The 14,365-nt window shown below is 38.3% G+C and carries 14 protein-coding genes, 1 riboswitch and 1 other annotated feature (1 of these 16 cut by a window edge); of the genes, 2 read left to right on the top strand and 12 right to left on the bottom strand.

Annotation, left to right across the window (positions count from 1 at the left end):
- Window position 1: 1 nt before the first annotated feature.
- The 12 genes from MKX67_RS02305 to MKX67_RS02250 all read right to left on the bottom strand — a co-directional run bounded on the left by MKX67_RS02305 (window position 2) and on the right by MKX67_RS02250 (window position 10,990).
- Window positions 2-583 (bottom strand): cob(I)yrinic acid a,c-diamide adenosyltransferase, encoded by a 582-nt coding sequence (locus MKX67_RS02305; RefSeq protein WP_095370838.1) that lies wholly within the window; start codon window positions 581-583, stop codon window positions 2-4.
- A 16-nt stretch (window positions 584-599) separates the two neighbouring features.
- Complete coding sequence (locus MKX67_RS02300; RefSeq protein WP_095370839.1) at window positions 600-1,040, bottom strand: bifunctional adenosylcobinamide kinase/adenosylcobinamide-phosphate guanylyltransferase; 441 nt, start codon at window positions 1,038-1,040, stop codon at window positions 600-602.
- Window positions 992-1,597, bottom strand: a complete 606-nt coding sequence (locus MKX67_RS02295; protein ID WP_322910316.1) for a histidine phosphatase family protein — start codon at window positions 1,595-1,597, stop codon at window positions 992-994. The genes MKX67_RS02300 and MKX67_RS02295 overlap by 49 nt, the downstream gene beginning before the upstream one ends.
- Window positions 1,555-2,352, bottom strand: a complete 798-nt coding sequence (gene cobS, locus MKX67_RS02290) for an adenosylcobinamide-GDP ribazoletransferase (protein WP_095370841.1) — start codon at window positions 2,350-2,352, stop codon at window positions 1,555-1,557. Before cobS ends, MKX67_RS02295 begins: the two co-directional genes overlap by 43 nt.
- Entirely contained in the window at window positions 2,349-3,851 is a 1,503-nt protein-coding gene (locus MKX67_RS02285) for a cobyric acid synthase (RefSeq protein ID WP_095370842.1), read from the bottom strand. Before MKX67_RS02285 ends, cobS begins: the two co-directional genes overlap by 4 nt.
- Window positions 3,817-4,416, bottom strand: a complete 600-nt coding sequence (locus tag MKX67_RS02280) for a bifunctional adenosylcobinamide kinase/adenosylcobinamide-phosphate guanylyltransferase (RefSeq protein WP_322910315.1) — start codon at window positions 4,414-4,416, stop codon at window positions 3,817-3,819. The genes MKX67_RS02285 and MKX67_RS02280 overlap by 35 nt, the downstream gene beginning before the upstream one ends.
- Window positions 4,395-5,471, bottom strand: coding sequence for a threonine-phosphate decarboxylase CobD (cobD, locus tag MKX67_RS02275; RefSeq protein WP_322910314.1), 1,077 nt, complete (start codon window positions 5,469-5,471; stop codon window positions 4,395-4,397). The genes MKX67_RS02280 and cobD overlap by 22 nt, the downstream gene beginning before the upstream one ends.
- Window positions 5,458-6,411, bottom strand: a complete 954-nt coding sequence (gene cbiB / locus MKX67_RS02270) for an adenosylcobinamide-phosphate synthase CbiB (RefSeq protein ID WP_322910313.1) — start codon at window positions 6,409-6,411, stop codon at window positions 5,458-5,460. Before cbiB ends, cobD begins: the two co-directional genes overlap by 14 nt.
- A complete protein-coding gene (locus MKX67_RS02265; RefSeq protein WP_322910312.1) occupies window positions 6,401-7,876 on the bottom strand; it encodes a heme ABC transporter ATP-binding protein in 1,476 nt (491 codons plus the stop codon). Before MKX67_RS02265 ends, cbiB begins: the two co-directional genes overlap by 11 nt.
- A 7-nt stretch (window positions 7,877-7,883) precedes the next feature.
- Complete coding sequence (locus MKX67_RS02260; RefSeq protein ID WP_095370847.1) at window positions 7,884-8,942, bottom strand: iron ABC transporter permease; 1,059 nt, start codon at window positions 8,940-8,942, stop codon at window positions 7,884-7,886.
- Window positions 8,908-9,870 (bottom strand): ABC transporter substrate-binding protein, encoded by a 963-nt coding sequence (locus MKX67_RS02255; RefSeq protein ID WP_307315465.1) that lies wholly within the window; start codon window positions 9,868-9,870, stop codon window positions 8,908-8,910. Before MKX67_RS02255 ends, MKX67_RS02260 begins: the two co-directional genes overlap by 35 nt.
- A 106-nt stretch (window positions 9,871-9,976) precedes the next feature.
- Window positions 9,977-10,157: riboswitch (cobalamin riboswitch) on the bottom strand.
- 53 nt (window positions 10,158-10,210) lie between these two features.
- Complete coding sequence (locus MKX67_RS02250; RefSeq protein WP_322910311.1) at window positions 10,211-10,990, bottom strand: hypothetical protein; 780 nt, start codon at window positions 10,988-10,990, stop codon at window positions 10,211-10,213.
- A 456-nt stretch (window positions 10,991-11,446) separates the two neighbouring features.
- On the opposite strand from MKX67_RS02250, the gene mgtE reads away from it, so the two are divergent.
- Together mgtE and MKX67_RS02240 are read left to right on the top strand one after the other, a co-directional pair.
- Window positions 11,447-12,805 carry a magnesium transporter gene (mgtE, locus tag MKX67_RS02245; protein WP_095370850.1) on the top strand — a complete coding sequence of 453 codons (1,359 nt, stop codon included), beginning with the start codon at window positions 11,447-11,449 and terminating at the stop codon, window positions 12,803-12,805.
- A 158-nt stretch (window positions 12,806-12,963) separates the two neighbouring features.
- Window positions 12,964-14,151: an FtsW/RodA/SpoVE family cell cycle protein gene (locus MKX67_RS02240; RefSeq protein WP_095370851.1), complete on the top strand. Its 1,188-nt coding sequence runs from the start codon at window positions 12,964-12,966 to the stop codon at window positions 14,149-14,151.
- Window positions 14,152-14,196: 45 nt separating this feature from the next.
- Window positions 14,197-14,365: a binding site (T-box leader), on the top strand (it continues 49 nt past the right edge of the window).

Genomic DNA, 14,365 nt, shown 5'->3' with positions numbered 1-14,365 from the left:
CTTATTCCCCTTTTCTTTTACCCCCACGGAACACTTTCGCACTACGTACATATTCTACATCCGGATTCCCTAAGCGAAAGTTGATGACGCGGGCTAATGCAAAAAAGTAATCAGATAAGCGATTTAAAAACATAACAGCTACATCTGGAACAGTATCATCTGTTTTCTTAAGTGATACGACTAATCTTTCTGCTCTTCTTGTGACGGTTCTTGCTATGTGGATAGAAGCAGATGCCTTGGCACCTCCTGGTAAGATGAAACGTTCTAATTCCGGTGCTTCTGCAATAAACACATCAATTCTCTCTTCTAAATAATCAATGGACTCTTGTTTTAGCTTCAGTTCACGTGTCTTTGTTACGTTTGCTAAGTCTCCACCACAGTCAAAAAGTTCATGTTGTATCTTCTCTAAATCATCCAAGACGTCTGCGAATTTTGCTTGATCCAACTCAGTTACAGCCTGACCGACAAAACAATTGACTTCATCAACTGTACCATAGGCTTCAACACGTATATCGTCCTTTTCTACTCTGCCGCCAATAATGCTCGTTTTTCCTTTATCTCCTGTTCTCGTATAAATTCTCATCTAATCGCCCACTCCCTTATTTAATTTTCTGTGCTATACCATACCAAATAATATCCATTTGCGTTGCCTGTTTTGCCATTTTTTGATACACTCGTCCGCAAACATCGCGTAAAAGTCGATCTTTTTCTTCTACTGGTACAATGCCCTTTGTTATATCCGTACCAATTAAGATGACCTTGCGTGTACGTCTGCTGTTTTCCCATGCTGCAAAATCAACGAGGAGTTGCTGTACTCTTTGTTGTATCTCCTCTTCACCACTGTAAGTTAATACATCCTTTACCCAATATTCTATTCCTTCCCATACAATTACACCATCAATATCTGTAAATTTTTCTACTTCAGGTGGTGATGAACTACGGTAGGCGGAATACCAGAAATGGCTTGCTCGGTGAATACCATATTGTTTTTCTACCCATTCTCCCTTTCCGTTATAGGCTCCTCCTGTAACAAAGTGCATATAACCTCTCCCCCTTTCAATTTAACATCGATTTGATAGCCTCCACTATAAGGAATCTTCCAGTCCCAAAAAGCTTTTTTATTTTTCACTTTCGTATGTAATATATGGCGGATCACTCCACCGTGCGTGACAATCGCCATTGTTGAAATTGCTTTCCTCAGCGCTTCTGCTACTAACGAGTCCCACGCGTGATCAAGTCGTTGACTAAATTCACTATAACTTTCACCATTAGGGGGTGATAATGTTTGCCAATGATTTAACCACTTTCGATATGGTTGATGATTCTTTAATTGCTCATACGTACAGCCTTCCCATTCACCGAAGTTAAGTTCTCTCAAATCACTCATCAAGACAAGTGGTTCATCAGGAAATAATTGCTTACTCGTTTCAATACATCTACCTAAATCACTTGTTACAATGATATCGCAAGGTGGGACGATTGGGACGATAGCTTTCGCCGAAACAAGCGGAGAATCACTCCAACCTAGATAGGCTTTCCTCCTATTGGCCTCTGTCATCCCATGACGAAATAATGTGATAACCAAAGAACCATCCATAAACTCCATTCCACTCCTTCCACACATGCACCAATGACATCACCTGTTGTGCCCCCAAACCAACCTACGCTTTTTTGTTTCATGATCATAAATAAGCATAATGAAATGATTAACATGCAAGTAAATCCGAATAAAAGGGAAGGAAAAAAGAAGAACAGCCCTATAGCAACTAGTAAAATATATACACCATATATCACAACACTTCTCGAAGTAGCTGCATCCTGAAACATTTTACCTAACCCACTATTTTTTGCTGTCTTCACCTTCACTAGCATCATGCCCATGACCATACGACTAAAAAAAGGAATACAAGCAATAAAAAAGAAAACAGATGTGCTTTCTAACTTAATAGCAATTTCATAAATAAAAAATAGTTTTGTACCTAATAAGAGAATGACCGATAGCACACCAAAAGCACCCACTCTTGGATCCTTCATCACTTCTAGTCGCTTTTGTCGATCACCATAGGAAAAGTATGCATCACTTGCATCCATCCAACCGTCTAAATGAATCCCTCCTGTGACAACGATTAATGTCACCCAAAGAAAAATGGCAGATGCTAATGGCGAAAAAGGAGAAATCATTAATAACAAATAAAATATAAGCGCATAGATGACACCTTGTATGATACCTAACAATGGAAACGTTTTAATCGCGCCATTTAAATGCTTATTATCCATCGGTAATTGGAGAGGAATCGGAATAGCAGTGAAAAATTGTAAATTAATTAATAATCCTTTTAGCCATAATTTCATAAGGTGTGATCCTCTATACCGATGATTTCTTTAAGAAGATTAAAGTCAACATTTGATTTAAAGTGTGCTGCTAGTTCTGCATACTTTTTGTCCTTCTTGGTACTGATATAAACCGGGTCTTTTAAAGGCAAACCTTTATCTACGCGAATCTGATTTAACCAATGTGCACGCCATTCATCGTGATGAAAAACATGATGCATATATGTACCAATAACCTTGCCACCTTTACTTGTATATCCATCATAATGGCCATCCGCTTTTTTCAGAAAATAATGCCTATCATGATTCTCTACTACTGTTTCGCCTAAATGGATTTCATATCCTTTTAATGATTGTACAAATGAGCCTTTTAACTTGGGGTGAAGCGTTCCTTCCACTTGAATGGTTGTTTTTTCAGTGATAAAAGTGGTGTCAGCTGGAATTACCCCGAGACCATTTATCTCCTTCCCTTTAATTCCCGTATCCGCACCATAAGGGTCGGCTAATCGCCTACCTAACATTTGAAAACCACCGCAAATTCCGATGACTCTGCCGCCATTTTCTATATAATGCTTTAACCATTTATCGAGCTTTCTATCACAGAAATATTGCCAATCATGGATCGTGCTTTTCGTTCCTGGTAAAATGACAGCATCAGGCATGCCCATTTCATCACTATGATTAACCCAGCGGAAAGATACATCATCTTCATATAAAAACGGATCCATATCGGTAAAATTGGAAAGATACGGTGGTTTAAATATAGCAATATCTATTGGGTTATCCTTTTTAGAAACTTGTATAGATAAGGAATCCTCTGCATCGATCATATGATGATGTAAATATGGCATCACACCGATAACTGGAATACCACAGTGATCTTCTATCCACTTCTTACCGTCCGCAAATAGAGACAGATCTCCTCTAAATTTATTAATAATAATGGCTTTCACTCGACTTCTTTCGCTTTCTTCTAGTAATGATAACGTCCCAACGATACTTGCAAACACGCCTCCTCGATCGATATCAGCTACTAACAACACAGGCACATCTGCCATTTCAGCCACTTTCATATTGACTAGCTCACGATCTTTTAAATTAATTTCTACAGGAGACCCGGCACCTTCCATCACGATCGCATCATAAGTGTTTTCTAGTTTATTAAGTGCTATCTTAATCGCCTCTAGTCCCTTTTCATAGAAAGAGGCTCTATAGTCACGACCAGACTGAATCGTCTCAGCTTTCCCAAACAAAACGACTTCAGAAGTCGAGTCTGATGTTGGTTTTAAGAGAATTGGATTCATATAGACGGTTGCCTCTATTTTCGCAGCTTCTGCCTGTACACCTTGTGCCCGTCCAATTTCTTTGCCATCTTTCGTTACATAAGAATTATTAGACATATTTTGTGATTTAAACGGAGCAACACGCACACCCTCTTCTACTAAGGCTCGGCATATAGCTGTGGCAATCATACTTTTCCCCACATCAGAGGCGGTTCCAACGACCATTAAGCCTTTCATATTCTTCTCCTCCTTTCATCTGAATGAGACAGCCAGCATCTACTAGATAAGCTTCATCTGCAAGTGTCACGATTTTTTGATGGAGTCGTCCTAACATCTTTCCATACACAAGTACAAGTGGTTCATCACTTATCACATCATGGAATATTTCGTTACTTACGAGAATTAACGTATCGACCTTACTCGCAAGCTCTTTTATTCCTTGGACAAGATTTGCATAAATTTGTTGTTGAAATTCGTAATCAGACCAGCGATTCTCATAAAAAAACTCATTATTAAGCAGAGTTGTTAGGCAATCTAGAAGAATAATATCGTTTGAAGAGAAGTGGGTAGCTAGTTGGTGAACCTTTCTTGGTTGTTCCCATGTCATCCACTTCTTACCACTCTCTTGCCTCTGCTTTTGATGATGCTGAATGCGCAACATCATTTCCTTATCGCTTGGTTGAGCTGTCGCGATGTAATGTAATTGCTTCCCATGGTAGTAAACCCTATCAATGGCCAATTTCTCAGCAAGCCGACTCTTACCACTTCTCACTCCACCGCTTATAAAGATGATTCGCGCCATCGCTTTAATGCCTCCATCAATCGACTGTTTTCATCCGGTGATTTCATTGCTAGTCTAAGCCAATTTCCTTCCAATCCGGGGAAGTTGTATGTATGCCTTGGAATCAGTCCCTTTTCTAATAAAAAAAGAAAAAGTCTCTCGCTTTCTTTGGAAAATGGATCTTTTAATAAGTAAAAATTGGTAGATGAATCTGAATGTAGGTAATCATTATGTGTTAAAAAAGAAAAGATTCTCTTCCGTTCTACCTTCATCAACTCACGTGTTTCCTTCTGAAAGTTATTATCCTCTATACACAGTAACCCTATTTCCTGCGCTACACTATTGACACTCCAATGCGGTTGTATTGCCCTTAAGTCAGTTATAAATTGTTCATTCGCGAGCACATATCCTAAGCGAATCCCAGGAATGGCAAACATTTTAGTCATAGAGCGAATAATAACTAACTGATCGTACTGCAGTAATAACGGTGAGATCGGTTCATATTCATCCACAAAATCATAAAAAGCTTCATCGACAATGAGGTAAACACCTAGACATTCTGCAGCTTCAATCAAACGTTTGATTGAATCTTTCGAGAAGTATTTACCAGTCGGATTATTCGGGTTCGTCAAAAAAACTACATCAATCTCCTTAAAAGTAGCTATCAAACCTTCAATATCTAAATGCCAGTTCTTATTTAAGAAAAAATAGTCAATTTCACACACATTCGCTCGGCAAGCTGTCTCATATTCGGAAAAAGCAGGTTGGACAATCATTACACGCTTTCTTGCAAATAACTGCCCAATCATTGAGATGATTTCGGCTCCACCGTTGGCAATGAGAACATTTTCTTTTGGAAGTAATGTGGTTTTACTGATACGCTCTGTTAATCGTGTGGCAAACGGATCGGGGTATTCGTATAATGATGAAAGTAAGCTTGACCATTGCCTTTTTACAGCTTGTGGAGGCCCTAATGGGTTAATATTCGCGCTAAAGTCAATTGTCTTTGCGGGCATATCTAACTTTAATACTTCGTATAAATATTGTGGATTCGCACCATGCTTAGGCCATTGCAATCAAAACACCCCCTAGCCATAAGATAAAGAGATACAGTGGAATGGTCTTAGTAATAATAGTATTCGCCTCTACAATATGATTCCTTGATAATGGCATATTAGCTTCCCCCATCGTGGCACGATAAGAAACATGCCCTTCATATGTATTTTTACCACCTAATTGAACTCCTAATAAATAAGCCACAGCTGCTTCTCCCCAGCCACTATTGGGGCTTGGATGTTTTTTCGCATCGCTCATCACTAATCGGAAGCTCTCTTTCTTTCGAATAAATCTCGGCTTATTCACGAGAAGCATACAAAATGCTGTCAGTCTACTCGGTACCCAGTTCACCACATCATCAAGCTTTGCAGACGCCCAGCCAAAATCAATGTATTTCTCATTTTGATAACCGACCATTGAGTCACAAGTGTTAATAGCGCGATAAACTAATGCAAATGGTGCACCACCAATTAATGCAAAGAACAACGGGGCAGTAATCCCATCACTTGTATTTTCTGCTACTGTTTCAACTGTTCCCCTAACAATCTCCGCTTCATCTAGCTCTTCTGTATCCCTACCAACAATATATGAAAGCTTTTGCCTTGCTTCACTTATTTGTTCCTTCTTTAAAGGCTCGTACACTTCTATTGCCGCTTCCTTTAAACTCTTTTGGGCGATGGTAGTTGCGATTAACACCGCCTCAAATAATATTCCAACGATAGGGTGGACAGCATAAGCAATCACCACAATACTTATCGATATAACTAATACAATCAATAAGACTGTTGTTATCATAGCTACACCTTTCCATTTTCTATGCGCCCCTATATTCCATTTATTCCTTAAAAATCCTATTAAAGAACCCATCCACTTTACAGGATGCGGCCATTGCGGTGGGTCACCTATGAATCGGTCAATGACCACTGCTATTGTTAATGCGATTAAATGTTCAATCATCATCTGTTTCCTTTTTTCTTTTACGACTCTTGTGAATCGCTTTTTGTGTACATTCGTAAATACCTTTTCCAATTATTTTTCCTAGGGGTGTAACTGTTCCAGCGAAATCTATTTTCTCTCCACTTTGTGTTGCAGCAACTAATATACTATCCGTAGATGTGCCCGTGGCAACTGTCCCCGTTTCTTTGTCTCTTACTTCTAAATCCATTAATACTTTTGCTTTCGCTTCAGTTGCCGTCATCATTGCTTGAATAAATGCCTCTTCAGAAAGATGACCATTGACAAATATCCAACTATTTATAGTGCCTGGGGTTACTACCTCTTTATGTTTGCTCGCCATCGAAGCATCGACAGCGTTTCCTACACCTGCTGTGACCACGATCAACACAGAGAACAGATCCATTTCGTAAAATTCGTAGATCACATCATACGTATATACCGCTGTCATCATACCAACCGTTTCCGAAGGCTCAAACCCTTTTTCTATAAGAAAATCTACCATCTCCTCATAAAAATCATCACAGTTATAACTTTTATCAACATGGCGATTAACAAATGTTTGATACCAGCCAATACCAGAACCAACAACACCTGATGACATTACCCTTAGAGGTTGGGCAGACTGAAGTGTAATATATTCTTCATTCACCATTAATATAGCAGGTGTAATAATCTCTTCATTATGCCATTTCTCCTCAGGTATTAGGACTACTTGAGGTGCTGGTACTTTCGGGTGGCCGTGCTTCTTCACTTCAGTCTCATAAACTTCTATAATACGTGCTTCTTGCAATACTTCATTAGGTTTATCATTGCAGACTATTTTTCCATCATTTAATAAAACGATTTGATCACAATATAAACCGGCTAAATTTAAATCATGAAAAATGGATATGACCGTTAAACCCTTTTTCTCAGTCCATTCTTTTAACATATCTAGCAATTCTTTTTGATAGGATAAGTCTAAATGATTGGTTGGCTCATCAAGTAATAATATTTCTGGTTCTTGTGCGAGACTTTGTGCCAAAAACACACGTTGTCTCTCTCCACCTGATAGCTCAGTAATATTTTTATGTGCAAAATGCTGTACGCCTGTTTGTTTCATCGATCGTTGAACCACTTCTTCATCATCTTCAGACCATGTTTGGAACCAGCCACTTTGATGAGCATAGCGGCCAAGTGATACAATTTCCTTTACTGTATAAGAAAAACTATGTTCGGCATGTTGAGGTAGGACAGCAACGATTTTCGCTATTTCCTTCGTGTTATAATTTTGTACTGGTTGATCTTTTAAATAAACTTCACCAGATGTGACCGGTATAAGACCACTTAGCATCTTTAAAACTGTCGACTTGCCGCTCCCATTCGGTCCAAGTATGCCGAATAACTGTCCTTTCTCTACTTCAAAGGAAACATCATGAATGACCTGCTTGCCTCCATAACCACCGTTAATTTTTCGTAAGCTATACATCATCACATTATCCTCTGCCTTCCGCTCTTCTTTTAATTAGAATGATAGCAAAAACTGGTGCACCAATTAACGCAGTAATGACACCAATAGGTAACTCAGTAGGTGAAATGACTGTTCTTGCAAATAAATCAGCAAGTATTAAAAACCCCGCACCTGTCATCATCGATAAAGGAAGCAAGTGTCTATGGTCTGGTCCCCATAGCAATCTGGTCAGATGCGGAATGACTAAGCCGACAAATCCGATTGTACCTGACACTGCTACAGCGGCACCAGTTAAAATCGATCCGGCAATTAAGACCATCATCTTACGTTTCTGTACATTCACCCCGATATGACGAGCTCTTTCTTCGCCGAATGACATCGCATTTAATTCCTTGCTATTGGCAATGAGCATCGCAGAACCAATGATAAAGAAAGGAAGGATGATTTGAACATAGTCCCAACCTCTCATCGATACGCTTCCTAACAACCACCCAATAATCTGTCTCAGTTCATCCCCGGTTAAAGCAATCATTAAGGAAATAAATGCACCTAGAAAAGAACTGAAGATAATACCGGTTAAAATGATTGTCTCTACTCTCATGCCACGATCAATTTGTCGCGCAAAGAAAAGGACAACAATTATCGTTAGAAAAGCTGTTGTAATACTAAATAACGGTAAAGTAAAGGTGCCAACAAACGGAATGGATAAACCGAGAAAGATCGTTAATACAGCACCAACAGAAGCTCCTGAAGACACCCCCAATGTATAAGGGTCTGCTAAAGGGTTCCTTAATAAACCTTGAAAGGCAGCACCTGCTATTGCAAGTGATGCCCCGACGAAGCCCGCCAATACTACTCTAGGCAAGCGAATATTCATAACAATATTACTATGCATTGGATTAACATCATTACTTATCGGTAAACGTAAGATTTCCGCTCCAATGATATTGAATATATCTAACGGTAGCACTGAAACAGTCCCTATAGAAATCCCCATCATCATTGCTACACATAAGAAAACGAACGCACAGAGATAAGCAACACCTCTATTATTTAAATACTTCTGGGTAAATCGCTTTTGCAAGCTCCTCTACTCCTTCTACAAGTCTAGGACCTGTACGAGTTACCTTATCAGAGTGCACATCATAGACTTGCTTCTCTTTAACGGCTGTTACATCTTGCCAACCTTCTCGACTTAAAAGGGTTTCTACCGCATTTTCCGTATAATACCCGTATGTAGTGATAATCACATCAGGATTTTTTTCGATGACAGCTTCCTCGTCAATTTGTGGCCACCCTTCTTCTTCAATTACATTTTCCGCTTGGATTAAATTGAGCATATCATCAATAAATGTTTTTTGACCGGCAGTATATAAAGAAGGAGCTGCAGAGATTTCTACAAAGACAGATTTTTTCTCTTCAACAGACTTTGCTTTTTCTTCAATTTCTGCCAAACGGGTTTTCATTTCCTCAACTGTTTGATTTGCTTCTTCTGTTGCTCCTGTTGCTTTACCAATCATTTCTATGGAATCATATACTTCTTCAAAATTCTGTGCATCATTGACAATAAGAACAGGAATACCAGCATCTCTTAATTGATCTAAGCCTTCAGTACTATTATGCGCTCCTGAATTATGTGCTAATACAACATCTGGATTTAAAGCAATAATTGCTTCTACATTAAATTCTTGTCCACCGATTTTTTCAATATCAGCTACTTCTTCTGGATAATTATCAAAATCAGATACACCGACTACCTTCTCACCTAACCCTAATTCGAAAGCGATTTCAGTATTACTCGGGATTAATGAAACAATCGCTTCTGGTTCCTCTTCAATCACCACTTCTTGATCCGCAGCATCCGTTAATGTTACAGGAAAAGCGCTAGTTTCAGTACTCTCTTCAACCTTCTCTTCTCCATCTTTTTTCGGTTCAGCTGTGTCATTCCCACATCCAGCAAGAATACCTGCTGATAGTAGAATCGAGACTAAAAATAAATACCATTTCTTCATGATTGACCCTCCTTAAAATATAAAACATCCCCATTAGTAGGAGATGTTTGGAAGGAATAATCACGACAAAGAAGCCTTACCAAACACCCCCTATCCTCGTAGGTTACAGTGTTTATGGAAGATAGGCAGGTTTCCTGGCTTATGGTTTATAATCAAAGGCTCCTCCTATACAACATATATAGGAGTTTTCTTTGTTTATTAACCAGTTACAGTGGCGGGACCGCATTGGTTTTACACCAATTTCCCCTATTAAGTCAAAAATTGACACCTATTTCCTTAAATCTACAATTTTCTGTCGATTTTATTATACCTTATCATATTTTGTGGTGCATTATTATTTTTATGAATCAGTTACTTGCCATTCTTTCAGTTTTTTATCAAAAACCAATCTCGCGTCTGGAGTGGCTTCCTTCCTCATTGCTTCGAACTCATCATACATATCATCCATATTAGCGAAATCTCCAACTGTCCAGAGCGGTATATTAATTTTTGTACGTGTCTGCTCACTCTGTTCAAAAGAAATTACCAGGCCTTCCTTCATTAAATTTCTTAATGCCATTAACGCGCCTTCTGGAACTTGCGGATATGTTTTTTTCTTTTTTAGGCCTAATAAAGATTTTTCTACTTTTAAATGCTCCATCTTCATAGCAGCAACGTCGCCAAGCATTTTGTAAAAGTCCTGCCAGTCTCGGTAATAGACCTTATTTAACCAACCGTCATCATGCGCTAAATAACAATAACGATTGCTTAAATGGTTATAGAAAGGTTTCTTTAAATGCTCCTTTACATGACTAAGATATAGGAGCTCAGCAATTGCTTGAGCAGGCAATTCATTTAACGATTCTTCCTCCTCGAAATCTATCCAGCAAAAATCACCATAACTATAAACATCTTCGTTTATTAGTGCTGGCAGGTCTTCATGAGCCACCCAATCAAACATGGTATGTACATTCAGTTCCCCATTATCATACTGATGCTTCACTAATAGAAGATGCCCTGTCCTGTTCTGTAATGATTGCATAAACTCAGAAAATTCAATTCCATAAGAAATAACGGACTGGTCCTTTTCGTTTAATAAGATATAGATGAGATCTCGAACACTATGATTTTTCTTTCGCAATTTAGAAACCTCCGAACTGAAAATAGAAAGACGAAGAGCAAATTCAATAGTACCACCTTAGTTATTACCCTCATACCACACACAATTTCGTTTTACTGCAATAATTTATACTAACTACATGTAAATCATAAACAACCGATACAATGCGTCATTTCATCCATTTCATTTTAGCAAAGATAAGGAAATACGATTATTAAAAAAACATTACAAAATAACTATTTCAATTCCTGAGTTTTGTTCATACCCTAAAAAAACCTTTTTATATCAAACCAATGATAACAATCCACTTCTAACACATACTATGAAAATAACTAATGGATTAGCATACAATCTTAACTTTTAAATCATACATTACTTTAAGAAATCATGATTTTCCCAGTAAAAGAATGGTAAGATAAGCATATAATCTCCGTTTACAATTTAAGGTATATCCTCGGTTGAAAGGACTTGAGCTTTATGATTCAGACGATGACAGAAAACCAAATCGCTTTATTGATCATCAAAGCATTAAAAGATAATAAACAAAAAGAATTTAACAGGATTTTAGATGAACTGCAACCGTATGATATTGCTCAAGCTTATGATCATCTGCCTGAAAAGCATAAGAAGCGCTTCTTATTATTTATGACTGCTGACCGCCTTGCCCAGTTGCTAGAGGAATTGAATAAAGACATGCAGCTTGAGGTTTTAAATAAATTAGAAAATGAGAAAACAGGAAAAGTCTTGGATCTAATGGACAATGACGACCTCGCCCTTTTACTTCATGATATGTCAGCTGAGAAAATAGAAGGTCTCCTTGCCGGTATGAAACAAAGTGAATCTCGCATCATTCAGAATATGATGACCTATCCACCAGAAACTGCCGGGCGCTTAATGACTAACCGTTTTGTATGGATTCGTGATTATTACACAGTCCGAGAAGCAGTAGAGAAGTTAAAATCCTTTGCAGAATATGCTGAAACGATTAATTATTTATACGTGATAGATCAAGACAGAAAATTAGTTGGGGTTGTCTCTCACCGTGACTTACTAATCGCAGAGCCCCTCGAGGTTATCCAAGACATTATGTATGAACGGGTCATCTCAGCTGCAGTGACGACAGACCAAGAAGAAGTTGCAAACATGGTCTTAAAATATGATTTTCTTGCTATTCCAATTGTGAATGAAGAAAATGTGCTAATGGGTATTGCCACTGTTGATGACTTGATGGATGTTGTTGTCCAAGAAGCGAATGAAGATATTGAAAAACTATCCGCTTCCGGTAAGGCAATTGACTTTGATACGAAAGCTTTCGTCGCCGCTTATCGAAGGTTACCGTGGCTCATCCTTTTATTATTCATCGGCATTATTTCAGGCAGTATCATAAGCGGGTATGAGGCTACTTTATCGCAAGTCGTAGCCCTCGCCTTTTTCATGCCCATGATTTCTGGTATGACAGGTAACACAGGTACGCAATCATTAGCTGTAGTTGTCCGAGGGCTTGTATCCAATGATTTAAATAAAAAAGTGGTTACGAAACTGATTCTTAGGGAATTAGGGGTAGGCGTGATTATTGGTGTCACTTGTGGTATTTTAATCGCACTGATTGCATTTTTTTGGCAAGGAAATATTTATTTAGGCTTAGTTGTCGGAGTTTCCCTACTTCTTACTTTAATTATCGGGACACTTTCGGGAGCAACTATTCCTTTACTATTATACAAATTCGGGATAGACCCAGCCATAGCTTCCGGGCCTCTTATTACAACATTAAATGACATTTTCTCACTTGTTACGTATTTTGGTATTGCCACAATGTTTATTTCCTACTTAACTTAACATTACTTTTTTATTTTATATTGTAAATAAGGAAACTCTTTCTCAATTCGGTACGTCTATATATACGTTTAAACATATTCCTTTGCAGAAGATCCCTAATGGTTTTTTTCTGTTCGTAGCATTACCTGAATGTATAAAATAAAGATAGGTGTTTATATATGGATCGTATACAAAAAAAGAATGATCGCTTTGATTGGACATTAGCCCTGATATTATTTTTGTTCTGCATCATTAGTTGCACTGCTATTTATAGCGGGCAAACAACAGCACAGTATCCAGATAACTTCGTGCTACAACAAATAATCTTTTATAGTGTAGGTATGATTGTGATTGCCGCCATTATGTACTTTGATTCTGATCAGATAAAGCGAATGACCTGGATCTTATTCGGTATCGGCACAATACTTCAAGCAGGACTTTTTATCGCACCAGAGTCCCTTGCATATGAAGTAAAAGGAGCTAAGCTCTGGTACAACGGTCTACCAGGACCTTCTTTGCAGCCATCCGAGTTCTTTAAAATATTTCTTATCCTCGCACTAAGTAAAGTAATTGTAGATCATTATGCAAAATACACCATGAAAACGGTAAAAAATGACCTTATACTGTTTATTAAGCTTGGGCTCGTTACTTGTGTTCCGCTAGGACTAATCATTTTAGAAGATTTGGGTACGGCGCTCGTTATTATCGCTATTTTCACGGGGATTCTACTTGTATCTGGTATTACTTGGAAAATTATCCTCCCTGTTTACGGAACAGTTGCAGCTGTAGGTGGAACCATCATCTATTACATTATTTGGGCTCCTGAAACATTATTAAAGTATCTATCAGTGGATAACTACCAATTGATGCGAATTTATGCTTGGTTAGATCCGTATACACATAAACAAGGAGCTGGCTTACAACTGTACAATTCTCTTCATGCTATCGGCTCGGGAGAATTGGGTGGTAAAGGTTTTTATGAGAGACAAGTTTATATCCCCGATGTTCACACAGACTTTATTTTCAGTGTCATTGGCGAAGAATACGGCTTTATTGGTGCAAGTGTCGTGATATGCTTATATTTTATACTTATTTTCCACTTAACGAAAATTGCCTTATCAGTCAATGACCCATTTAATACTTATGTCTGCGTTGGCGTTATTAGTTATATAACGTTCCATGTATTTCAAAATATCGGGATGACCATTCAAGTATTACCGATTACAGGTATTCCTCTTCCTTTCATTAGTTATGGGGGTAGCTCCTTAATCGGAAATATGATGGCTATGGGGCTTATTTTTAGCATTAGATTTCACCAGAAGAGTTATATGTTCCAAGACAGCTCTAAATATTATCGTGCATCTTAAGGTTGCTTTTTTAAAAATCTAGCGTATAATAATGGAAAATCAAACGGAAATTCAGTGACGAAGAGAGTAGATGTAGGTGAATTCTAAAGCGAAGCAGGGATGGTGAGAGCCTGCAAGAAAAGCCACATTGAAGCGCACTTCGATAGAAGCATGGCAGAATCCAAGTAGGTCATGTCGGTTGTTCGCCCCGTTACAGGCAAGTAGTAAAGGGGTT

This window comes from Cytobacillus sp. FSL W7-1323 (assembly GCF_038595015.1).
GTDB lineage: Bacteria > Bacillota > Bacilli > Bacillales > Cytobacillaceae > Cytobacillus > Cytobacillus kochii.
Note: the sequence above shows the minus strand (reverse complement) of the source record. Positions and strands in the feature narration are given on the sequence as shown.